The 21,603-nt window shown below is 71.1% G+C and carries 20 protein-coding genes; 7 read left to right on the top strand and 13 right to left on the bottom strand.

What is annotated here, in order from left to right; translation table 11 throughout:
* Window positions 1-200 precede the first annotated feature (200 nt).
* The gene (locus OG897_RS11520; RefSeq protein ID WP_266655433.1) at window positions 201-2,294 is read left to right on the top strand and encodes a GAF domain-containing protein; all 2,094 of its coding nucleotides are present in this window, start codon (window positions 201-203) and stop codon (window positions 2,292-2,294) included.
* Window positions 2,295-2,610: 316 nt separating this feature from the next.
* On the opposite strand, the gene fabI is transcribed toward OG897_RS11520, so the two are convergent.
* Both fabI and fabG read right to left on the bottom strand, forming a co-directional pair.
* Window positions 2,611-3,378: an enoyl-ACP reductase FabI gene (gene fabI / locus OG897_RS11515; protein ID WP_266655431.1), complete on the bottom strand. Its 768-nt coding sequence runs from the start codon at window positions 3,376-3,378 to the stop codon at window positions 2,611-2,613.
* A gap of 5 nt (window positions 3,379-3,383) precedes the next feature.
* Complete coding sequence (gene fabG, locus OG897_RS11510; protein WP_266655429.1) at window positions 3,384-4,100, bottom strand: 3-oxoacyl-[acyl-carrier-protein] reductase; 717 nt, start codon at window positions 4,098-4,100, stop codon at window positions 3,384-3,386.
* Window positions 4,101-4,347: 247 nt separating this feature from the next.
* On the opposite strand from fabG, the gene OG897_RS11505 reads away from it, so the two are divergent.
* The 3 genes from OG897_RS11505 to tyrS all read left to right on the top strand — a co-directional run bounded on the left by OG897_RS11505 (window position 4,348) and on the right by tyrS (window position 8,622).
* Entirely contained in the window at window positions 4,348-5,889 is a 1,542-nt protein-coding gene (locus OG897_RS11505; protein ID WP_266655427.1) for a TldD/PmbA family protein, read from the top strand.
* Window positions 5,886-7,277: a metallopeptidase TldD-related protein gene (locus OG897_RS11500; protein WP_266655425.1), complete on the top strand. Its 1,392-nt coding sequence runs from the start codon at window positions 5,886-5,888 to the stop codon at window positions 7,275-7,277. The genes OG897_RS11505 and OG897_RS11500 overlap by 4 nt, the downstream gene beginning before the upstream one ends.
* A gap of 67 nt (window positions 7,278-7,344) precedes the next feature.
* On the top strand, window positions 7,345-8,622 hold the full coding sequence (gene tyrS, locus OG897_RS11495) for a tyrosine--tRNA ligase (RefSeq protein WP_266655423.1): 1,278 nt from the start codon (window positions 7,345-7,347) through the stop codon (window positions 8,620-8,622).
* Window positions 8,623-8,731: 109 nt separating this feature from the next.
* On the opposite strand, the gene OG897_RS11490 is transcribed toward tyrS, so the two are convergent.
* Complete coding sequence (locus OG897_RS11490; protein ID WP_266655421.1) at window positions 8,732-9,007, bottom strand: GlsB/YeaQ/YmgE family stress response membrane protein; 276 nt, start codon at window positions 9,005-9,007, stop codon at window positions 8,732-8,734.
* A 210-nt stretch (window positions 9,008-9,217) separates the two neighbouring features.
* Here OG897_RS11490 and OG897_RS11485 point away from each other — a divergent pair, with 210 nt between their 5' ends.
* Together OG897_RS11485 and OG897_RS11480 are read left to right on the top strand one after the other, a co-directional pair.
* The gene (locus tag OG897_RS11485; protein ID WP_266655419.1) at window positions 9,218-9,634 is read left to right on the top strand and encodes a DUF3099 domain-containing protein; all 417 of its coding nucleotides are present in this window, start codon (window positions 9,218-9,220) and stop codon (window positions 9,632-9,634) included.
* Between the two features lie 212 nt (window positions 9,635-9,846).
* A complete protein-coding gene (locus OG897_RS11480) occupies window positions 9,847-10,068 on the top strand; it encodes a hypothetical protein (RefSeq protein WP_266655417.1) in 222 nt (73 codons plus the stop codon).
* Between the two features lie 4 nt (window positions 10,069-10,072).
* Here the strand turns inward: OG897_RS11480 and moaA are convergent, their stop codons facing one another.
* The 3 genes from moaA to OG897_RS11465 all read right to left on the bottom strand — a co-directional run bounded on the left by moaA (window position 10,073) and on the right by OG897_RS11465 (window position 13,221).
* Window positions 10,073-11,062 (bottom strand): GTP 3',8-cyclase MoaA, encoded by a 990-nt coding sequence (moaA, locus tag OG897_RS11475; RefSeq protein ID WP_266655415.1) that lies wholly within the window; start codon window positions 11,060-11,062, stop codon window positions 10,073-10,075.
* Window positions 11,063-11,212: 150 nt separating this feature from the next.
* Window positions 11,213-12,859, bottom strand: coding sequence for a cation acetate symporter (locus OG897_RS11470; RefSeq protein ID WP_266655413.1), 1,647 nt, complete (start codon window positions 12,857-12,859; stop codon window positions 11,213-11,215).
* Window positions 12,856-13,221 carry a DUF485 domain-containing protein gene (locus OG897_RS11465; RefSeq protein WP_266655411.1) on the bottom strand — a complete coding sequence of 122 codons (366 nt, stop codon included), beginning with the start codon at window positions 13,219-13,221 and terminating at the stop codon, window positions 12,856-12,858. Before OG897_RS11465 ends, OG897_RS11470 begins: the two co-directional genes overlap by 4 nt.
* A 241-nt stretch (window positions 13,222-13,462) precedes the next feature.
* Between OG897_RS11465 and OG897_RS11460 the strand changes: the two genes are divergently transcribed.
* Window positions 13,463-15,004 (top strand): S8 family serine peptidase, encoded by a 1,542-nt coding sequence (locus OG897_RS11460; protein ID WP_266655409.1) that lies wholly within the window; start codon window positions 13,463-13,465, stop codon window positions 15,002-15,004.
* Window positions 15,005-15,145: 141 nt separating this feature from the next.
* Here the strand turns inward: OG897_RS11460 and OG897_RS11455 are convergent, their stop codons facing one another.
* From OG897_RS11455 to OG897_RS11425, 7 genes are all read right to left on the bottom strand, one after another.
* Window positions 15,146-16,189: a zinc-dependent alcohol dehydrogenase family protein gene (locus tag OG897_RS11455; RefSeq protein WP_266655407.1), complete on the bottom strand. Its 1,044-nt coding sequence runs from the start codon at window positions 16,187-16,189 to the stop codon at window positions 15,146-15,148.
* A gap of 19 nt (window positions 16,190-16,208) precedes the next feature.
* The gene (locus tag OG897_RS11450; protein ID WP_266655405.1) at window positions 16,209-16,928 is read right to left on the bottom strand and encodes a lysoplasmalogenase; all 720 of its coding nucleotides are present in this window, start codon (window positions 16,926-16,928) and stop codon (window positions 16,209-16,211) included.
* A complete protein-coding gene (locus OG897_RS11445) occupies window positions 16,925-17,923 on the bottom strand; it encodes a sterol desaturase family protein (protein ID WP_266655403.1) in 999 nt (332 codons plus the stop codon). Before OG897_RS11445 ends, OG897_RS11450 begins: the two co-directional genes overlap by 4 nt.
* Window positions 17,924-17,993: 70 nt before the next feature.
* Window positions 17,994-18,254 carry a Clp protease N-terminal domain-containing protein gene (locus tag OG897_RS11440; RefSeq protein WP_266655401.1) on the bottom strand — a complete coding sequence of 87 codons (261 nt, stop codon included), beginning with the start codon at window positions 18,252-18,254 and terminating at the stop codon, window positions 17,994-17,996.
* 50 nt (window positions 18,255-18,304) lie between these two features.
* Window positions 18,305-19,030, bottom strand: a complete 726-nt coding sequence (locus tag OG897_RS11435) for a VIT family protein (protein ID WP_266655399.1) — start codon at window positions 19,028-19,030, stop codon at window positions 18,305-18,307.
* 25 nt (window positions 19,031-19,055) lie between these two features.
* Window positions 19,056-20,294, bottom strand: a complete 1,239-nt coding sequence (locus OG897_RS11430; protein WP_266655398.1) for an amidohydrolase family protein — start codon at window positions 20,292-20,294, stop codon at window positions 19,056-19,058.
* On the bottom strand, window positions 20,294-21,574 hold the full coding sequence (locus OG897_RS11425) for an amidohydrolase family protein (RefSeq protein ID WP_266655397.1): 1,281 nt from the start codon (window positions 21,572-21,574) through the stop codon (window positions 20,294-20,296). Before OG897_RS11425 ends, OG897_RS11430 begins: the two co-directional genes overlap by 1 nt.
* Between the last annotated feature and the right edge of the window lie 29 nt (window positions 21,575-21,603).

Below are 21,603 nucleotides of genomic sequence, written 5' to 3'. Positions count from 1 at the left end.
CAGCCGTCTCGGGGGCCAGAGCCGCCCCGACGCCGCAGGCCGTCTGAGAACCGGGACACTCGGCCCCCAGAGTGTCCTGCTTCCCGCGCCGCACGTGCCTGCCCCGCCCGCACCCCGGTCTGCCGTTCCCTTCCCAGGCGCGGCAGGCTGGGGTGCCTCCCGTTGTTCCTCTCTCCCGTACGGACGGACCGACCACCGCCATGACCGACGTTCCCTCCCCCGGCACGCCCGCCTCCCTGCCCGCGACGGCGATCGCCCTGCGCGAGCTCCTCGACCTGCTCGCCGCCGGAGCCTCCGCCGAACAGCTCGCGGGCCCCGCCGCGCGCGCACGGACGACCGGCGCGTCGGGAGTCGCCTGGCTGGCCGAGGCCACGGAGGCGGCCCTCTCCGTACGGCGCACCCTCGACCAGCACCGCCGCAGGGAAGCCGAGTTGGCCGCACTGTTCGACACGGCGAGCGACCTGGCGGCGCTGCGCGGCCTGGACGCCGTACTGCGTGCCATCGTCCGGCGGGCCCGTACCCTGCTGGGCACCGACGTCGCGTACCTGACCCTCAACGACCCGGCGGCGCACGACACGTACATGCGGGTGACGGACGGGTCCGTGTCCGCGACCTTCCAGCAGTTGCGGCTGCGGATGGGCGACGGGCTCGGTGGCCTGGTAGCGCAGACCGCGCGCCCCTACGCCAGCCAGGACTACCGCACCGACCACCGGTTCCGGCACACCGGGGCGATCGACAGGGGTGTGGGCGAGGAGGGTCTGCGCGGCATCCTCGGGGTGCCGCTGCGGCTCGGGGACCGGGTGATCGGGGTGCTGTTCGCCGCCGACCGGGCACCGCGCGACTTCACGCCGGACGCCATCGCGCTGCTCGCCTCGCTCGCCGACCACGCGGCGGTCGCCATCGACGGGGCCCGGCTGATGGAGGAGACCCGGTCCGCCCTGGTCGGCCTGAAGGCGGCGAACGCTACCGCCCGCGCGCACAGCGAGGCCCTGCGCCGCGCGTCCGACGCCCATGACCGGCTCACCGAACTGGTGCTGCGCGGCGGCGAGGTGGGGGAGGTGGCGGCGGCCATCGCGGCTCTCCTCGACGGCAGCCTCAGCATCCACGACACCGACGGCACCGAGCTGGCCCGCGTCGGCGCGGGCCCGGCCGCCCCGCCCGCCCTGGGCCTCGCCGAATCCCGCACCAGCGGCCGGGCGGCCTACCACGACGGCGCCTGGACCTGCGCGGTCCTCGCCGGATCGGAACTCCTCGGCACCCTCGTGCTGACCGGCCGGGCCGGACCCGCCGGGCCGCACGAAGCCCCCGTGGAGGCGGACGCGGAGGCGGCGCGCGGCGGCCCTCTCTCCGACGCGGACCTCCGCCTGTTCGAGCGGGCCGCTCTGGTCACCGCCCTGCTGCTGCTCCTGCACCGCTCGGTCGCGGAGACCGAGGACCGGGTGCGCGGCGAACTCCTGGACGACCTGCTGACCGCCGCGCCGCCCGGCCGCCGGGGCACCGGCAGCCTCGCGCTGCGCGCCAAGCGGCTGGGGGTCGACCTGGCCGCCTCCCACGCCGTGGTCGTACTGGACTGCGATCCGCCGGTACGTTCCCAGCTGGTGGCGGACGTCGCACGGCGGGCCCGCACGCTGGGCGGTCTCGCCGGTACGCGGGAGGGTCTGGTCGTGCTGATCGCGCCCGCCCGCCCCGGGGAGCTGGCCCGCGACCTCGCCCAGCACCTGACCAGGACTCTGGCCTCCCCCGTCACCGTCGGGGCAGCCGGGCCCGCGACCGGTGCGGAGGAGTTCCCGCACGCCCACTCCGAGGCCCGCCGCTGCCTGAACGCGCTGCACGCCCTCGGCCGTACGGGCGACGGCGCGGACCTCACCGAACTGGGCTTCCTGGGGGTGCTGTTGGGCGACCGGTCGGACGTGGCGGCGTACACGGGCCGTGTCCTGGGACCCGTCCAGAACTACGACGAGGAACGCGGCACCGAACTGATCCGCACCCTGGAGGCGTACTTCGCGCACGGCGGCAGCCTGTCGCGGGCCAAGGACGCGCTGCACGTGCACGTGAACACGGTGACGCAACGGCTGGAGCGGGTGGGGCGGCTGCTCGGCCCGGACTGGAACAGCCCCGCTCGCGCCCTGGAACTCCAGCTGGCACTACGGCTGAACCGCCTGGCGGGGGGCCGGGCGGGCGCAGGTGAAAACTCCGCACCCACCCTGCCCCTTCAGGGGCGCGGGGAACTGCGCGACCAGCCCCCACGCACCCGCACGTCTCCGGGACAGCCGCGCGGCGAGCGCTTGAGGTGAAGGGGTGGGGAGGGGCAGCCCGCCGCAGGCGCACCGGGGTGCGGCGCACCTGATGGCGGAGGTAACGGCGGGCGGCACCGGGGCGGGCCCGGAGCGGAGGGGGCCGCCCCCTTGCCCGCCCGTTCCGCCCCCGGGGGGCGGCCCCGCCGCCCAAGGGGGCTGGGGAGGCGGAGGGCGAAGCCCAAGGAGGCTAGGCGGAAGCGGAGGGCGGAGCCCAAGGGGGCGAAGTGGGGCGGAGGCCAAGGGGGTGTGGGAAGTGGAAGGGGCGGGGTGGGCCCCGTGGGTCCGCCCCGCCCCTGCCACCTCCTCGGAGGAGCTACGCGCCGATCATGTGCACGCCACCATCAACATGAATGATCTCGCCCGTCGTCTTCGGGAAGAAGTCCGACAGCAGCGCCACGATCCCCCGGCCCGCAGGCTCCGGGTCCGTCATGTCCCACTTCATCGGGGAGCGCGTGTCCCACACCGCGGCCAGGTCCGAGAAGCCCGGAATGGACTTCGCGGCCATCGACCCCAGCGGACCCGCCGAGATCAGGTTGCAGCGCAGGCCCTCGGCCCCCAGGTCACGCGCGAGGTAACGCGACGTCGCCTCCAGCGCGGCCTTCGCCGGACCCATCCAGTCGTACTGCGGCCACGCGAACTGGGCGTCGAACGTCAGGCCGACGATCGAACCGCCCTCGCTCATCAGCGGACGGCAGGCCATCGTCAGCGACTTCAGCGAGAACGCCGAGACGTGCATGGCGGTGGCGACCGATTCGAACGGCGTGTTGAGGAAGTTGCCGCCGAGCGCGTCCTGCGGCGCGAAGCCGATGGAGTGCACGACGCCGTCGAGCGAGCCCAGCTCGTCCCGTACGAGACCTTCCAGACGGTCCAGGTGCTCCTGGTTCGTCACGTCCAGCTCGATGACCTTGGCGGGCTTCGGGAGCTTCTTCGCGATGCGCTCGGTCAGCGTCGGGCGGGGGAAGGCCGTCAGGATGACGTTGGCACCCTGCTCCTGCGCCACCTTGGCCGCGTGAAAGGCGATGGAGGACTCCATCAGGACACCCGTGATGAGGATGTTCTTGCCTTCGAGAATTCCACTCATGGCGATCAGTGACCCATGCCCAATCCGCCGTCAACCGGGATGACGGCTCCAGTGATGTACGACGCGTCGTCGGAGGCGAGGAACTTCACCGCTGCGGCGATCTCCTCCGGCTTCGCGTAACGGCCGAGCGGCACCTGGGCGACGATGCCCTTGCGCTGCTCCTCCGTGAGCACCTGGGTCATGTCGGTGTCGACAAATCCGGGTGCCACAACGTTGAACGTGAGGTTGCGCGAACCCAGCTCGCGGGCGAGCGAGCGCGCGAACCCGACCAGACCGGCCTTCGAGGCGGCGTAGTTCGCCTGCCCGGCCGAACCCAGCAGGCCGACCACCGAGGAGATCAGCACGACGCGGCCCTTCCTGGCGCGCAGCATGCCTCGGTTGGCACGCTTCACGACCCGGAAGGTGCCGGTGAGGTTGGTGTCGAGGACGGACGTGAAGTCCTCCTCGGACATGCGCATCAGGAGCTGGTCGCGGGTGACGCCGGCGTTGGCCACCAGCACCTCCACGGGACCGTGCTTCTCCTCGATCTCCTGGTAGGCCCGCTCCACCTGCTCGGTGTCGGTGATGTCGCACTTGACGGGCAGCACGCCCGCCTTTTCGAGCTCCGCCGGGTCACCCGAGCGGTAGGTGATGGCGACCTTGTCGCCTGCGTCGACGAAGGCTCGGGCGATGGCGAGGCCGATGCCCCGGTTGCCTCCGGTGACGAGAACCGAGCGGCTCAACGGATCACCCTTTCGATAGCGGTCTGGTACTGACCGAAACTATCGGTAGAGGAGCTCGTACGGAGAATCGGGCCCTGACAGCGCCATCCGGTGCCCACTGTCGGGTCCCTACAGAAGGGCGCCCCGCGAGGGGACCGGGCCGAGGCCGCACGAGGGGACCGGGCCAAGGTCGTACAAAGGGGGTGGCCGCCCCGCCCCCGTACAGGACATGATCGGTGCGACCTCGTCTCGACGACAGGAGACATCCGTGCCGCAGTCCCCCCATTCCGCCCACCCCATCGACCCCACCTTCACCGCGCTCCCGCTGCGCGCCCTCGCCGACGCCGCCCTCGCCAGGGCCCGTGCGCTGGGGGCCGACCATGCCGACTTCCGGTTCGAGCGGGTGCGCAGCGCCTCCTGGCGGCTGCGGGACGCGAAGCCGTCCGGGTCGAACGACTCCACCGACGTCGGGTACGCGGTGCGGGTGGTGCACGGCGGGGCCTGGGGCTTCGCCTCCGGGGTCGACTTGTCGATGGACGCCGCAGCCCGCGTCGCCGGGCAGGCCGTCGCGATGGCCAGGCTGTCCGCGAAGGTGATCAAGGCGGCTGGGTCGGACGAGCGCGTGGAGCTCGCGGACGAGCCGGTGCACGAGGACCGGACGTGGGTCTCCTCGTACGAGATCAATCCGTTCGACGTGCCCGGCGAGGAGAAGGCGGCGCTGCTGGCCGACTGGAGCGGGCGGCTGCTGCGGGCGGACGGGGTGGCGCACGTCGACGCCTCGCTGATGACCGTGCAGGAGAACAAGTTCTACGCCGACACGGCCGGGACGGTGACCACGCAGCAGCGGGTGCGGGTGCATCCGCAGCTGACGGCGGTGGCCGTGGACGGGACGTCCGGCGAGTTCGACTCGATGCGGACGATCGCACCGCCGGTCGGGCGGGGCTGGGAGTACCTGTTGGGCACGGGGTGGGACTGGGACTCCGAGCTGGAGGAGATCCCCGGGCTGCTCGCCGAGAAGATGCGCGCCCCGAGCGTCGAGGCGGGGACGTACGACCTGGTCGTCGACCCGTCCAACCTCTGGCTGACCATCCACGAGTCGATCGGGCACGCGACGGAGCTGGACCGGGCGCTCGGGTACGAGGCCGCGTACGCGGGGACCTCGTTCGCGACCTTCGACCAGCTGGGCAAGCTGGCGTACGGCTCGTCGGTGATGAACGTGACCGGCGACCGTACCGTCGAGCACGGGCTATCGACCGTCGGGTACGACGACGAGGGCGTGGCCGGGCAGTCCTGGGACCTGATCAAGGACGGCACGCTGGTCGGGTACCAGACCGACCGCCGGATCGCGAAGCTGACCGGGCTCGGGCGCTCCAACGGATGCGCGTACGCCGACTCCCCCGGGCACGTGCCCGTGCAGCGCATGGCGAACGTGTCCTTGCAGCCGGAGGCCGGGGGGCTGTCGACGGAGGACCTGATCGGGGGTGTCGAGCGCGGGATCTACGTGGTCGGCGACCGGTCCTGGTCGATCGACATGCAGCGCTTCAACTTCCAGTTCACCGGCCAGCGCTTCTACCGCATCGAGAACGGGCGGCTGGCCGGGCAGCTCCGCGATGTCGCGTACCAGTCGACGACCACCGACTTCTGGGGCTCGATGGAGAAGGTCGGCGGCCCGCAGACGTACGTGCTGGGCGGCGCCTTCAACTGCGGCAAGGCCCAGCCCGGCCAGGTCGCGGCCGTCTCGCACGGCTGCCCTTCGGCCCTCTTCCGGGGCGTGAACATCCTTAACACGACGCAGGAGGCCGGGCGATGAGCCGCGTGAGCAAGCCGTACGAGATCGTCGAGCGGGCGCTGGAGCTGTCCACCGCCGACGGGTGCGTCGTCATCGCCGACGAGCAGTCGTCCGCGAATCTGCGGTGGGCGGGCAACGCCCTGACCACGAACGGGGTGACCCGGGGGCGGACGCTGACCGTCGTCGCCACCGTCGACGGGGCCGAGGGCACCGCCTCCGGTGTCGTGTCCCGGTCGGCGGTCACCGCCGAGGAGCTGGAGCCGCTGGTACGGGCCGCCGAGACGGCGGCACGGGCGGCGGGACCCGCCGAGGACGCGCAGCCGCTGGTCGCGGGCGTCCCGGTGTCGGCGGACTTCCGGGACGCGCCCGCCGAGACGTCGTCGGCCGTCTTCGACGCGTTCGCACCCGCGCTGGGCGAGGCTTTCGCCCGTGCCAGGGCCGGGGGGCGCGAGCTGTACGGGTTCGCGAACCACGAGATGACGTCGAGCTATCTCGGTACGTCGACGGGGCTGCGGCTGCGGCACGACCAGCCGACCGGCACCCTGGAGGTCAACGCCAAGTCTCCCGACCGTACGAAGTCGGCGTGGGCCGGGCGCGCGACGCGGGACTTCAAGGACGTCGATCCGGCGGCCATGGACGAGGAGCTGGCGAAGCGCCTGGCGTGGGCCGAGCGGCACATCGACCTGCCCGCCGGGCGCTACGAGACGCTGCTGCCGCCGAGCGCGGTCGCGGACCTGCTGGTGTACCAGCTGTGGTCGTCGGGGGCGCGGGACGCCGTGGAGGGGCGGACGGTGTTCTCCCGGCCGGGCGGCTCGACGCGGCTCGGGGACACGCTGTCGTCGCTGCCGCTGACGCTGCGCAGCGATCCGAACGAGCCGGGTCTCGAATCGGCCCCCTTCGTGCTGGCGCACGCCTCGGGCGGGGATTCCTCGGTGTTCGACAACGGGCTGCCGCTGGCCCCCACCGAGTGGATCAAGGACGGGAAGCTGGAGCGGCTGACCACCACCCGCAACACGGCCGCCCTGACCGGGCTGCCGGTGAGCCCGGACATCGACAACCTCGTCCTCGACGCGGGCGGCACCAGGACGCTCGACGAGATGGTCGCGGCGACCGAGCGCGGGCTGCTGCTGACGTGCCTGTGGTACATCCGCGAGGTCGATCCGGCGACGCTGCTCCTGACCGGTCTGACCCGGGACGGCGTGTACCTGGTGGAGAACGGCGAAGTGGTCGGCGAGGTCAACAACTTCCGGTTCAACGAGTCGCCGGTGGACCTGCTGTCGCGGGCCTCGGAGGCCGGTGTGACGGAGAAGACGCTGCCCAGGGAATGGGGCGACTGGTTCACCCGGGCCGCGATGCCCGCGCTGCGGGTGCCGGATTTCAATATGAGTTCTGTCAGCCGGGGCGTATAACCTCGGTCAGCAAGCACCGGTACCGGCGATCACCGCGTACCCGTACATCTGAGGAGATACGAGAATCGTGACGGACATCGTCGACGAGCTGAAGTGGCGCGGGCTGTTCGCCCAGTCCACGGACGAAGACGCACTGCGCAAGGCGCTCGCGGACGGCCCCGTCACGTTCTATTGCGGCTTCGACCCGACCGCGGCGAGCCTGCACGTGGGACACCTGGTGCAGGTGCTCACCATGCGTCGGCTCCAGCAGGCGGGCCTGCGGCCGCTGGCGCTCGTCGGCGGGGCCACCGGGCAGATCGGTGACCCCCGTCCGACGGCCGAGCGCACGCTGAACGACCCGGAGACCATCAAGGAGTGGGTGAACCGGCTGCGCGCGCAGATCGAGCCCTTCCTCGACTTCGAGGGCTCGCAGTGCGCCCACCCGGCCACCATGGTCAACAACCTGGACTGGACGGGCGGCCTGTCCGCGATCGAGTTCCTGCGGGACATCGGCAAGCACTTCCGGGTCAACAAGATGCTCACCAAGGACTCGGTCGCCCGTCGGCTGGAGTCCGAGCAGGGCATCAGCTACACCGAATTCAGCTACCAGCTGCTCCAGGGCATGGACTTCCTGGAGCTGTACCGCCGGTACGGCTGCACCCTCCAGCAGGGCGGCAGCGACCAGTGGGGCAACCTCACCGCCGGTCTGGACCTGATCCACCGGGTGGAGCAGGACGCGGTCGTGCACGCGCTGGCGACGCCGCTGATGACCAAGGCGGACGGCACCAAGTTCGGCAAGACCGAGGGCGGGGCCGTCTGGCTGGACCCGGAGATGACCACGCCGTACGCGTTCTACCAGTTCTGGCTGAACGTGGACGACCGTGACGTCTCGAAGTACCTGCGCATCCTCAGCTTCCGTACGCAGGAGGAGCTGACGGAGCTGGAGGCGCAGACCGAGGCCCGTCCGCAGGCACGTGCCGCACAGCGCGCGCTGGCGGAGGAGCTGACGACGCTGGTGCACGGCGCGGACCAGTGCGCGGCCGTCATCGCCGCGTCGAAGGCGCTGTTCGGGCAGGGCGAGCTGACCGAGCTGGACGAGCCGACGCTGAAGGCCGCTCTGTCCGAGCTGCCGCACGCGAAGGCGGAGGGCCTCGGCCCGGTCGTGGACCTGCTGATCGCGGCGGGCCTCGCCCCCAGCAAGGGCGGCGCGCGACGCACGATCAAGGAGGGCGGCGCGTACGTGAACAACGTCAAGGTCACCGCCGAGGACGCCGAGGTCACCGCCGACCAGCTGCTGCAGGGCCGCTGGCTGGTGCTGCGCAAGGGCAAGAAGAACCTGGCCGCGGTGGAGATCGCAGCGGGCTGAGCCCTTCGCGTACGGCATGGCAGCGGGCCGGAAACCCCCCTCGGGGTTCCGGCCCGCCTGCCGTGGGGCGCGCGGTTAGGTGCTGGGCGCGCCCGATGGCACGCGCCGCTCAGGCTCTGCTTCTGTTCCCCCGGACCATCGAATACAGGGCGTCACCCACGCCGACCACGGCCACCGCGCCGATCAGCTGGAAGAGGTGCCGTCCCCAGTCGACACCGCGCGTCTCGTTGATGCCGAAGCGGGCGGCGATCCAGTTGCCCACCACGGCGCCGATCATGCCGAGCACGGTCGTCAGCCAGAGCGGGATCTGCTGCTTGCCCGGGATGATCGCCTTGGCGATCAGACCGAGCACGAGTCCCACGATGATTGCCCACAACCAACTCATGTCGCCTCCTCGTACGGGCGCGGATGTGCGCTGCGATCAAGTCTGGGCGGATACCCCGTACGGCGCATGTCGGACACCGCCGTACGGGGGACGCGGGGTCGGTTTCGCCCAGTCCGTACGGGCCCCGCTCTGACGCCTGACGGAGGGCGGGCGTACCGTGGAGGGATCCGGGCCGGGGAGCGCCCGGCGCTGGAATCGGGTGGTGGGATCGTGGTGCGGAAACTGCGCGGGGCCGAGGTCGTGCGGATCACCGGAGCCCGCCAGGGCCTCGCCGAGGACGTCCGGGGCAGGCAGCGCCGGTACATCATCTCGATGTCCGTCAGGACGGTCGCCGTCGTTCTCGCCGCCGTGCTGTGGAACGTGCAACGTCCCGTGGCGATCGTGGCGCTGGCGCTCGGTGTGCTGCTGCCCTACGTCGCCGTGGTGATCGCCAACGGCGGCCGGGAGAACGTGAAGTCCCTGCCCAGCACCTTCGTGCCCGCGCCCGTGCGGCCCGCCCTGGAGGCGCCGCTGGAGGGCAGGGTGATGGACCCCGACGAGGACCCGTTCCGGGACGCGGAGAAGAGCTCGGAGGGGGCCTCCGGGACGGCCGGACCGGTCAACGGCCCCCAGGGGCGGACCACTTAGCTCCGCCCAAGCTCAAGAAAAGCTCAGATCAATCATGAAGTTCCGGTGCACCGCACCCCATCCCCCGTGACATACTTCGTAGGCGCTCCGCATCCCCCGTCGGAGCGACGGACCGACGCCGGGCAGCTCCCCCCGTGGCTGCTCGGCGTCGCCTTTTCCCCCGCGTGTACGAACCGTGCGGGAACGGCACAAACTGCTTGGGACGTACGACCGTGAGTGACGAGACACCGATCTGCTCCGCGAAGGGCTGCCGCGCGGGCGCGGTCTGGGTCCTCGCCTGGAACAACCCGAAGCTGCACACTCCGGAGCGACGCAAGACGTGGCTCGCCTGCGAGGAGCACCGGGAGCACCTCTCGCACTTCCTGGGCGTACGGGATTTCCTGAAGGACGTCGTGCCGCTCGCCGAGTGGGAAGCGGACCAGAGCCCCGCCTGAGGGCTCAGCCTCCGATCGCCGACATCGGGCGGTCCGGCTGGAGGAACGTCGGGTCGTCGAGGCCCGAGCCCGCCTTCTTGCCCCACATGGCGACCTTCCAGAGCTCCGCGATCTCCTGGTCGGTGGCGTCCGAGCGCAGGGCGGCCCGCAGGTCGGACTCCTCGCGGGCGAACAGGCAGGTGCGGACCTGGCCGTCGGCGGTGAGCCGGGTGCGGTCGCAGGCGCCGCAGAACGGGCGGGTGACGGACGCGATGACGCCGACCCGGTGCGGGCCGCCGTCGACCACCCAGCGCTCGGCGGGTGCGGAGCCGCGCTCGGTGTCGCCCTCCTCGGTGAGGGTGAAGCGGGTGCGCAGGGATTCCAGGATGTCACCGGCGGTGATCATGCCGTCGCGCTTCCAGCCGTGCTGGGCGTCCAGTGGCATCTGCTCGATGAAGCGCAGCTCGTACCCGTTCTCCACGGCCCAGGCGAGGAGGTCGGGGGCCTCGTCGTCGTTGAGGCCCGGCATCAGGACGGCGTTGACCTTGACCGGGGTGAGTCCGGCGTCACGGGCGGCGGCCATGCCGTCGAGGACGTCCTGGTGGCGGGAGCGCCGGGTGAGGGTCTTGAAGACGTCGGGGCGCAGGGTGTCCAGGGAGACGTTGACCCGGTCGAGGCCCGCCGCCTTGAGGGCGGTGGCGGTGCGCTTGAGACCGATGCCGTTGGTGGTCAGCGACATCTTCGGGCGGGGCCGGAGGGCGGCGCAGCGCTCGACGATCCCGACGAGGCCGGGCCGGAGCAGGGGTTCGCCGCCGGTGAAGCGGACCTCGGTGATGCCCAGCTCGGTGACGGCGATGCGGATCAGCCGGACGATCTCGTCGTCGGTGAGCAGATCGGACTTGCCGAGCCACTGGAGGCCCTCTTCGGGCATGCAGTACGTGCACCGCAGGTTGCAGCGGTCCGTGAGAGAAACACGAAGGTCGGTGGCGACCCGGCCAAAGGTGTCGATGAGCACTGTGGGCCCCCTCCCCGATGGGTGACTGATGCCTTCGACAGTACGCGACGGCACTGACAACGCCGGAGGGCCGATTGGCACGAGTCGTGGCAGGGCCGCGTCGTAGAGTCCTACGACGCGGCCCTGATGGTACGTACCGGTGGATACCGGTCAGTGGGCTCCGGTGCCGGTGAGGGACTTGACCTCCAGCTCGGCGTACTTGCCCTTGTCGGGCTCCTCCTTCGAGAGGACCGAGCCGAGCCAGCCGAGCAGGAAGCCCAGCGGGATCGAGATCAGGCCCGGGTTCTCCAGCGGGAACCAGGCGAAGTCGACGCCCTTGAACATCGAGGTCGGCTTGCCGGAGACGACCGGCGAGAAGAGCACGAGGAAGACCGCCGTGAAGAGGCCGCCGTAGATCGACCACAGGGCGCCCTGGGTGGTGAAGCGCTTCCAGAAGAGGCTGTAGAGGATCGTCGGCAGGTTGGCGGACGCGGCGACCGCGAAGGCGAGGGCGACGAGCCCCGCCACGTTGAGGTCGCGGGCGAGCGCGCCGAGCGCGATGGAGACGATGCCGATGAGGACGGTGGCCCAGCGGGCGGCCTTCATCTCCTCCTTCTCGGTGGCCTTGCCGCGCCGGATGACGTTCGCGTAGATGTCGTGCGCGAACGAGGACGACGAGGCGAGGGTGAGGCCCGCGACGACCGCGAGGATCGTGGCGAAGGCGACCGCGGAGATCACGGCGAGGAGGATCGCGCCGCCGGTGGATCCCGAGCCGCCGCCGATTTCGAGGGCGGCGAGCGGGGCCGCGGTGTTGCCCGCCTTGTTGGAGGCGGTGATGTCGCCCGGCTTGAGGAGGGCGGCGGCGCCGAAGCCGAGCACGATCGTCATCAGGTAGAACGCACCGATGATGCCGATGGCCCAGTTGACGGACTTCCGGGCGGCCTGCGCGGTCGGGACGGTGTAGAAGCGGATCAGGATGTGCGGCAGTCCGGCCGTGCCGAGGACCAGGGCGATGCCCAGCGAGAGGAAGTCCAGCTTGGACATGGCACTGGCGCCGTACTTGAGGCCGGGCTCCAGGAACCCTTCCTTGCCGCTGTTGGTGGCGGCGGCGCCGAGCAGGTCGGAGACGTTGAAGTTGAACTTCAGCAGGATCAGGAAGGTGATGAGGAGCGTGCCCGCGATGAGCAGGACGGCCTTGACCATCTGCACCCAGGTGGTGCCCTTCATGCCGCCGATGGTGACGTACACGATCATCAGGACGCCGACCAGGGCGACGATGGCGATCTTGCCGCCGTCGCTGGTGATACCGAGCAGCAGCGAGACCAGGACGCCCGCTCCGGCCATCTGCGCGAGCAGGTAGAAGATCGACACGACGATCGTCGAGGTGCCCGCGGCCGTGCGGACCGGGCGCTGCCTCATGCGGTAGGCGAGGACGTCGCCCATCGTGTAGCGGCCGGAGTTGCGCAGCGGTTCGGCGACCAGGAGCAGGGCGACCAGCCAGGCGACCAGGAAGCCGATCGAGTACAGGAAGCCGTCGTAGCCGAAGAGGGCGATGGAGCCCGCGATGCCGAGGAAGGAGGCGGCGGACATGTAGTCGCCGGAGATCGCCAGGCCGTTCTGGAAGCCGGTGAACTGACGGCCGCCCGCGTAGAAGTCCGCGGCGCTCTTGGTCTGGCGTCCCGCCCAGACGGTGATGCCGAGGGTGGCGACGACGAACAGGGCGAAAAGAGTGATGATCAGCGTGCGGTGCTCGCTGGCCCCCTCGCCTGCGGCGAGCTGCCAGCCCGTGCTGCCGAATGTCGCGGCAAGCGTGCTCATTCTCCGGCCTCCAGACGGGACTTGATCGCGGCGCCCTTCGGGTCGAGCTTGGTCGCCGCGTGCCGCGAGTAGAACCAGGCGATGAGGAAGGTCGTCAGGAACTGGGCGAGCCCGAAGACGAGGGCGACGTTGATGTTGCCGACGACCTTGGTGCCCATGAAGCCACCGGCGTAGTTCGACATCAGTACGTACAGCAGGTACCAGGCGATGAAGGCGACGGTCAGGGGGAAGGCGAACGAGCGGTGGGCGCGGCGCAGTTCGCCGAATTCCGCGCTCTCCTGCACCGCGACGAACTGCTCCGTCGTGGGCCCGGCGGGCTGGGCGTCCGGGCCGCCCTGGGGCGGTGGTGCATCGGTGGTCACGGAATCTCCTCGCGACGCGGTCGGAATGGAGGGGGTCAAGAAAACCTCGCTGGAAGGGGGTGGACGGGCTTGCCTCCCCCTGACAACGGCACGGCGCGCGGGGCGACTCGGTTCAACCGGCGTGTTTTCTTTTCCGAACTCATTGATCCGACACGTTGATCAGCGATAGCTTCGCTGGTCATGTACCCGTCCAACCGCGTTTCTGCGGTAGGACGTTCGGCACGGATGATGTGGAGATCCCATGGCTCATCTGAGAAGCAGACGATCGCGTGTTCTGGCACTGCCTGTCGGGCTGGCGCTGACCGCCTCGCTCGGGGTTCTGCCGCTGGCGACGGCCAACGCCGCGCCTCTTGAGGAGATACCGGCGGCGGCACCCGCCGCGGACGGGCCGAAGCTGTCGTACGTGGTGAACGTCGAGGGCGGCAAGTCGACGGCCGCGTCGGTCAAGAAGGCGATAGCCAAGGCCGGCGGCACGATAGTCATCTCGTACGACAAGATCGGCGTCATCGTCGTCACCTCCCAGAACCCCGAGTTCGGGAAGCAGATACGCAAGGTGCCGGGCGTCGGGTCGGCGGGTGCGACGCGCACCAAGCCGATGGAGGCGGCGGGCACCACGGACATAGGCGGCACGAAGGTGCTGACCGCCGCCGAGGCGAAGCAGGCCGCCGCGCTGGCCAAGAAGTCCGACAGCGCGCAGGACCCGCTGGAGCCGCTGCTGTGGGCCCTGCCCGCGATCCGTGCGGACAAGGCACACCAGAAGACCCTGGGCAGCAAGCGGGTCAACGTCACCGTCATCGACACGGGCGTCGACGACACCCACCCGGACCTGGCGCCGAACTTCGACGCGCAGGGTTCCGCGAACTGTGTCGGCGGCAAGGCGGACACCACGCCGGGCACCTGGCGTCCGAAGACCGGCGAGTCCGACCACGGCACGCACGTGGCGGGCACCATCGCCGCCGCGAAGAACGGTGTCGGCGTCACGGGCGTCGCGCCGAACGTGCGGGTCTCCGGCATCAAGGTCGCCGACGCGACCGGCTACTTCTACACCGAGGCGATCGTCTGCGCCTTCGTGTACGCGGCCGAGAACGGCGCGGACATCACGAACAACAGCTATTACACCGACCCGTGGATGTTCAACTGCAAGGACGACCCGGACCAGGGCGCCCTCGTGGAGGCCGTCGACCGGGCGCACCGGTTCGCGCGCAAGCAGGGCACCATCTCGGTCGCCTCGGCGGGCAACTCGAACTTCGACCTGGACGCCAAGGAGATCAAGGACGCCTCCAGCCCGAACGACACGACCCCGGGTCCGCGCACCATCGACCCCAAGAAGTGCCTCGACATCCCGATGCAGCTGGACGACGTGATCACGGTCTCCGCGACCGGTGCGAAGAACCTCAAGTCGTCGTACTCCAGCTACGGCAAGGGCGTCGTGGACGTGGCGGCGCCGGGCGGCGACCGCACCGCGTACCAGGAGCCGGAGGGCCCGGCCGTCAACGGAGCGATCCTCTCCACCCTGCCGGGCGGCGGCTACGGCTACAAGAACGGCACCTCGATGGCGTCCCCGCACGTCTCGGGCGTCCTCGCCCTGCTGAAGTCGACGCACCCGAACGCGACGCCGAACCAGCTGGAGCGGATGCTGACGTCGCAGGCGGAGAGCACCGCGTGCGGTGACCCGTACGACATCGACAAGGACGGCGACATCGACGCGGTCTGCAAGGGCGGCGTGAACGACAACGGCTTCTACGGGGCCGGGATCATCGACGCGCTGCGCGCTGTGCGCTAGATGAGGGTTGGGGGTGCGGGGAGCTGATGGTGCGTTGCCGGCCGCGGGTTTCGCCGTGGCCGGCCGCGCCCGCGCGGCGGAGCCGCAGATCGAGCACAGTCCCGCGCCCCTGACTGCATGCTCCCCGCACCCCCCGGAGCGTCACGGCTTGATCAGGACCTTCAGGGCCGTGCGGGAGTCCATCGCCTTGTAGCCGGTCGGGACGTCGTCCAGGGACACCGTCAGGTCGAAGACCGGGGACGGGTCGATGGTGCCGTTCAGGATGTCGGGCAGGAGCTCCGGGAGGTACGCGCGGACCGGGGCCACTCCCCCGCGCAGCGCGATGTTGCGGCCGAACATCGTGTGCAGGTCGACCCCGGCGGCGCTGCCGTGCGGGACGCCCACGTAGCCGATCGATCCGCCGTCGCGGGCGATCGAGAGCGCCGTACTCATGGACTGTTCGGTGCCGACGGCCTCGATGACGGAGTGCGCGCCCCGGCCGCCGGTCAGTTCGCGTACGGCGGCGACCGCCTCCTCGCCCCGTGCGGCGACGACGTCCGTCGCCCCGAAGGTGCGGGCGATGTCCGTACGGGAGGTGTGGCGGCCCATCGCGATGATCCGGTCCGCGCCGAGCCGCTTGGCGGCCAGTACGCCGCACAGGCCCACCGCGCCGTCCCCGACCACCGCGACGGTCGAACCGGGCCGCACACCGGCCCCCACCGCCGCGTGGTGGCCCGTACCCATCACGTCGGAGAGCGACAGCAGGGCCGTCAGCAGGCGTTCGTCGGAGGCCGCGGCGGCGGGCAGTGCGACGAGGGTGGCGTCGGCGAAGGGCACGCGCACCGCCTCGCCCTGGCCGCCGTCGGAGCCGACCGAGCCCCAGAAGCCGCCCTCGGGGCAGGAGGTCATCAGGCCCTCCGCGCAGTAGTCGCAGGTGCCGTCGGACCACACGAAGGGCGCGACGACCAAATCGCCCGCCGCGAAGGCCCGCACCTCGGACCCCGCCTCCTCGACGACGCCGAGGAACTCGTGCCCGATGCGCTGTCCGGGCTTGCGTGCGGACTCCCCCTTGTACGCCCACAGGTCGCTGCCGCAGATGCAGGCGCGGAGGACGCGTACGACCACATCGGTGGGCCGCTGGACGACCGGGTCGGGCACTTCTTCGACCCGGATGTCGTGGGGAGCATGGATGACGGTGGCACGCATGGGGGGGCGTCCTTGCTGGTCAGAGGGCAGTACGCCTTTCACCGTACGCCGGTGCGGCCAGGTCTTCCTGGGCGGGCGCGACGGCCCGTGCCGGGGCCCCCAGCACGCCCAGGGCGAGCAGGCACTGGGCCGCCGCGTAGGTGGCCATCACCCAGAAGTCGGGGGCGGGGAGTTGCGGCCACTGGGCGACGCCGGTGGCGATGAGGGTGTCGGACAGCAGGAAGAGCGCGCCGCCGAGGCCCGCGTACAGGCCGAGGCCGCTCGCCCGGAAGGCCATCACGGTGAGCAGCAGGCTGTATCCGGCGACGGGGACGCGCAGGTCCGCGGGGAGGTCGGGCCACAGGAGGGTCACGGTGCCGACCAGCGCGAGGGCGTACGCGGCACCCAGGGGGCGGCGCATCGGGGCGCCCTTGAAGAGGAACAGGTAGCAGACGTGGCCGACGGCGAAGGAGCCCATGCCGAGCATGAAGGCGGGGTCCGCGTCGAAGAGGAGGGCGACGTCGCCGCCCCAGCCGAAGAGGAGGGCCGCCACCAGGAGGCGCGGTCCGCCGCGTGCGGCGACGTGTCCGGCGAGGAGCGGCATCAGCAGTGGCTTGGCCACCGCGTGGACCGTCCATACGTCGGCGAGGAGACCGCCGAGGTCGACGGCGGTGGCGAGGAGGAAGGCGGCGAGGAGGGCTCGGGCGAGCCGGTCGCGGGTGGTGACGCGGCCCGGGCGGCGGCTCGTGTCGCGGCTCACGCGGCGGGCTCCGACTGCTGGCCGGGGACGGTGGCCCCAGGGGCGGCGCCGCCGGGGGCGGGCGCGACGGCGGCGTCGGCCGGAGCAGGCGCGACAGCGGCCTGCGCGCGGACAGGCTGCGTGGACGGCGCGACCGGGCCTCCGGCGCTGGTGGGCGCGGCCGTGTCCTTCGGCTGCCAGCCGGGGCCGCCGAAGACGCGCCCCGCGCGCTCCCGCCAGGTGCTCGCCGCGCGCACGTCGCGGGCGATGGCCGCGTACTCGTGGGTGGCGACGCGCAGGGGGTTGTAGGTTTCGATGTTTTTCGTCAGACCGTAGACAGGGCGGTCCGATTCGGACACGAACGATCGGAAGATCCGGTCCCAAATGATCAGGATGCCGCCGAAGTTGCGGTCGAGATAGCCGCCCTGCGAGGCGTGGTGCACCCGGTGGTGCGAGGGCGTGTTGAGCACGTACTCAACAGGCCGCGGCAGCTTGCCGACCCGCTCGGTGTGCACCCAGAACTGGTACACGAGGTTCGCGGACGAGCAGAACGCGAGGGCTGCCGGGTGGACCCCCGCGACGATCAGCGGCAGGTAGAACGGCCAGACGGTGAGCGTCGTCCAGGGCTGGCGCAGCGCGGTGGTGAAGTTGAACTTCCGGCTGGAGTGGTGGACGACGTGGCAGGCCCACAGGATGCGGACGACGTGGTGGCCCCGGTGCGACCAGTAGTAGAAGAAGTCCTGCGCGAGCAGCATCAGGGGGATCGTCCACCAGAGCACCGGTATGCGCGCGGGCGTCAGCTCGTACACGGCCGTGTAGATCGCCACGATCGGGATCTTCCACAGGAAGTCGAAGCCGATGCTGCCGATCCCCATCGAGATGCTGGTGGCGGCGTCTTTGGTCGTGTACCCCTCGGCGTCGTCGTCGGGGTGCAGGCGGTAGCTCACGATTTCGAGCACGGTGAGCAGAACGAAGGCCGGGATGGACCACAGCACGACATCGGGCAGGTTCGGCATTCCCGCACGATAGGGCGGCGGACCGGGGCCCGACTAGGGGTTGTTACCCACAAGTATGTAAGAACTTCCGTCAGGAGTGCGGACGGTCCGTGTGCCGGTTCTCGTGGTACGTCGGTGACGTGACCAGGGTCAGCAGCCGCTTGTCGATCTCGGCGGGGTCGACGAGTTCGGCGAGGACCTGTGTGGGTACGGCGTCGGGGTCGCGCAGGAGCGCCATCATGAGGTGCTCGGCACCGGTGTGCCGGTGACCGAGCCCCACGGCGATCCGCCCGGCCTCCGCGACGAGGGCGTCGAATCGGGGCGTGGAAGGGGGAGTTCGCTCTTCTCGCATGGGTGCCATGGTTGCCGAAGCGCGCCCGGGGCGGAACCGTGCGAACCGGCCTATCCGCCCGTCGAACCCAGCAGGGTGCCCACCAGATACGTCACTCCCATCGCGAGCGCCCCTCCCGCCATCGTCCGCACCACGGCGGGCCCCGCCGGAGCCGCTCCCAGCCTGGCGCTCCCCCAGCCGGTGCAGGCCAGTGCCACCAGTACGGAGATCACCGTCACCGGCAGTCGCCAGGACTGCGGCGGCAGGATGATCGCCAGCAGCGGCAGCAGGGCACCGACGGTGAAGGCGACGAAGCTGGCCCAGGCGGCGTGCCAGGGGTTGGCGAGCGCGTCGGGGTCGATGTTGAGCTCCACGCGCGCGTGCGCGCGCAGGGCGTCGCGTTCGGTGAGCTGCCGGGCGGACTCCTCGGCGACCTCCGGGGAGAGACCGCGGCTCCGAAGGAGCTGGGCGAGTTCGGCGAGCTCCTCCTCGGGCTGTTCGCGCAGTTCCTTCTTCTCCAGTTCGACGGCCGCCTTCTCCGAGTCGCGCTGCGTCGACACCGAGACGTACTCGCCGGCCGCCATGGACAGGGAGCCCGCGAAGAGTCCGGCCATGCCCGCGGTGAGGAGCGCGCTGCGGGAGTCGGTGGCTCCGGCGACGCCGACGACGAGGCCCGCCGTGGAGACGATGCCGTCGTTGGCGCCGAGGACCCCGGCCCGCAGCCAGTTCAGGCGGGAGCCGAGGTCCTCGTGGTGGGGCTCGTACGTGCCCTTTTCGTCCGTCATGTCGTCCGTCATGCGGGGGACGATGCCACCCCGGGGCTCACCAGACGCGTACCGACCCGCCCGGTGCGAAGGCGGGGCTGGTGGCGTCCGACGGCACCTTCTCCAGGGGCTGGGCGATCTCCCCGACGGTGGGGCCCACCTGGGCGGCCACCGCGTCGAGCAGCTCCAGGTCGAATCCGTACACCCGCGCGGCGTTCCCACCCACCATCGCGGCGACCTCTTCCCGGGGCAGCCCGGCGTAGGCGATGCGCAGGCCCTCCCGCGAGTACGGGGCGGTGCCCTCGTCGTGCGGGTAGTCGCTGCCCCACATGATCTTGTCGAGGCCGATGCGGTGGCGCAGGGGCACCTCGTGGGGGCGCATGAAGCTGGCCCCGACGAAGCAGTTGTCCCGCCACACCTCGCTGGGGCTGTCGCCCATCGAAGCGGCGAGCCCGGCACCGAACTTGGACTCGGCGGTGGCCGCCCCGGTCGCCGCCGCGACGAGCCGGGAGTGGTAGTAGTCCAGCATCTCGACGACGCCGGGTATCCAGCCGGAACCCTGCTCGGTGAGGACCAGCGTGAGGTCCGGGTGCCGTTTGAAGGCCCCGCCGAAGATCAGGTGCCAGAGCGCGCGGTGCGAGAACCACGTCGTCTCGACCATGAACACGGCGCGCGCGGCCGGTTCGTCGCCGAGCGGCGGGGACGCGGAGCCGCCGTGGTGGTTGACCGGGATGCCCAGCTCCGCGCAGACGGCCCAGATGGGGTCGTACGAGGCCGCGTACAGCTCCGGGATGCCGGAGCCCGGCGGGGCGCCGGGGAGGAGCACACCGCCCGTCAGGCCCGCCTCGTGGGTGCGGCGGATCTCGCGGACGGCCTCCTCCACGTCGTTGAGGAGGATCTGCGCGACGCCCGCCCTGCGCCCGGGGGCGTCCGCGCAGAAGTCGGCGAGCCACCGGTTGTGGGCGCGCAGCCCGGCCCACCGCTGTTCGTACTCCTCCCGGGTGGGCGCGGGCGCCATCAGGGAGGCGGTGGGGAAGAACGGCGGGATGGTGTTCGGGAAGACGACCTCGGCGACGATGCCGTCGGCCTCCAGCTCGGCGAGGCGGCGGGCGGAGTTCCAGTTGCGGTCGGCGGTGTCGGCGAGGAGGTCCTCGTAGGGGTTGGTGTAGGTGGCCGCCCAGGCGTCGAAGTCGGCGTGGTGCTTCTTCTCCAGGTACGGCTTGTAGTCGAGGAGGTCGGCTCCGGCGTGGCAGTCGGCGGATATCACGGTGTAGTGAGATGACGCGGTCCGGTCCATCACACGACCCCGATCTGCGGAAAGTCGTTCCCGGTGAGCCAGTGGCGGCCCACCTCCCGGGACTTCGCCCAGGACTGCTCCACGGCCGCCTGGTCCTGTGGCTGTCCCAGGTCGTCGGGGGTCGGCCCGATCCGGCGGGCGAGCGGCGCCAGCTTCCCGGTGTCGAAGCCGAAGACGTCCGCCGCCGCGAGGCCGAGCATGCGGCGGGTCTCGGTGACGGGGATGTCGTGGAAGGTGTTCCTGAGCCACTCGCGGGTCTTGGGCCAGGTGCCTTCCGGGTGCGGGAAGTCGCTGCCCCAGAGGATGTTGTCGACACCGATCTCGTAGCGCTGTGCCAGCTCGCGCCTCTTGGTGTTCGTGGCGCAGACGAACACCTGGCGGTCGAGGTATTCGCTCGGCGGGCGCTTCAGCTCCTCGAACGGGGAGAGCTTCTTGCCGCCGTGCGCGCCCAGGTAGAGCCGGTCCATGAACCACAGCTGGTTCGGCAGCCACCAGCAGCCCGACTCGGCGACCCCGAACGTCAGGCCGGGGTGCCGCTCGAACACCCCCGACCAGAGCAGGAACCACAGGGGGCGGGCGGGCCACCACGTCACCTCGCTGACGTAGATGCCCAGGTGGTCGCCGTACTCGTGGCGGGGCGCGGCACCGGAGTGGGTGACGATCGGCATGCCCGTCTCGGCGGCGGCCGCCCACACCGGGTCGTAACGCCGGTCGTGGTACGGGGCCTTGTCGACCCACATGGAGGGGATCATCAGCGCGCCGAGACCGGACTCCTTGGCCCGGTGCACCTCGGCGACGACCTTGCCGACGTCGCCGGTGATCGGCAGCAGGGCCACGCCGCAGTGGCGTTCGGGGTGCTCGCCGACGAAGTCCGCCAGCCAGCGGTTGTGCGCCTGTGCGCCCGCCATGCCCAGCTCCGGGTCCTGGTCGCCGGAGAGGCCGAGGCCGACGCCGAAGGGGGCCGCGGTCTGGCTGTCGACGGCGTCGGCGTCCGGGAAGACGACCTCGGCGGCCACTCCGTCGCCGTCCAGCTCCTTGAGGCGCTGGGCGCTGTCCCAGCCGCCGCGCAGACCTTCCTCGTTGTCCTGGAACCACTGGGCGGCGAATGCCTCGTTGCGGACGCCGAGGCGGGTCATCTCCTCGCGGCGGGCGTCGCGCTGCCCGAGGAAGTCGTCGAAGGCGCGGTGGAAGGCGCTGTCCAGATAGGGCCGGTACCGCTCGGTGGGCAGCCCGGCGTGACAGTCGGAGGAAATGATCAGGTAGGGGTCTCGTTCGGTCACGATCGATCACGCTCCTGAGCGCAGAGTCG

This window comes from Streptomyces sp. NBC_00237 (assembly GCF_026342435.1).
Classification (GTDB): Bacteria; Actinomycetota; Actinomycetes; order Streptomycetales; family Streptomycetaceae; genus Streptomyces.
This window is presented reverse-complemented; position numbering and strand designations above follow the sequence as displayed.

Bases quoted from the DNA above. Each gene is read 5' to 3' on its own strand.
- OG897_RS11490 (WP_266655421.1), bottom strand. From the start codon at position 9,007: ATGAGTTGGTTGTGGGCAATCATCGTGGGACTCGTGCTCGGTCTGATC.
- OG897_RS11455 (WP_266655407.1), bottom strand. From the start codon at position 16,189: ATGCGTGCCACCGTCATCCATGCTCCCCACGACATCCGGGTCGAAGAA.
- OG897_RS11460 (WP_266655409.1), top strand. From the start codon at position 13,463: ATGGCTCATCTGAGAAGCAGACGATCGCGTGTTCTGGCACTGCCTGTC.
- OG897_RS11435 (WP_266655399.1), bottom strand. From the start codon at position 19,030: ATGACGGACGACATGACGGACGAAAAGGGCACGTACGAGCCCCACCAC.
- OG897_RS11440 (WP_266655401.1), bottom strand. From the start codon at position 18,254: ATGCGAGAAGAGCGAACTCCCCCTTCCACGCCCCGATTCGACGCCCTC.
- OG897_RS11500 (WP_266655425.1), top strand. From the start codon at position 5,886: ATGAGCCGCGTGAGCAAGCCGTACGAGATCGTCGAGCGGGCGCTGGAG.
- OG897_RS11445 (WP_266655403.1), bottom strand. From the start codon at position 17,923: ATGCCGAACCTGCCCGATGTCGTGCTGTGGTCCATCCCGGCCTTCGTT.
- fabI (WP_266655431.1), bottom strand. From the start codon at position 3,378: ATGAGTGGAATTCTCGAAGGCAAGAACATCCTCATCACGGGTGTCCTG.
- OG897_RS11430 (WP_266655398.1), bottom strand. From the start codon at position 20,294: ATGGACCGGACCGCGTCATCTCACTACACCGTGATATCCGCCGACTGC.
- OG897_RS11470 (WP_266655413.1), bottom strand. From the start codon at position 12,859: ATGAGCACGCTTGCCGCGACATTCGGCAGCACGGGCTGGCAGCTCGCC.
- OG897_RS11520 (WP_266655433.1), top strand. From the start codon at position 201: ATGACCGACGTTCCCTCCCCCGGCACGCCCGCCTCCCTGCCCGCGACG.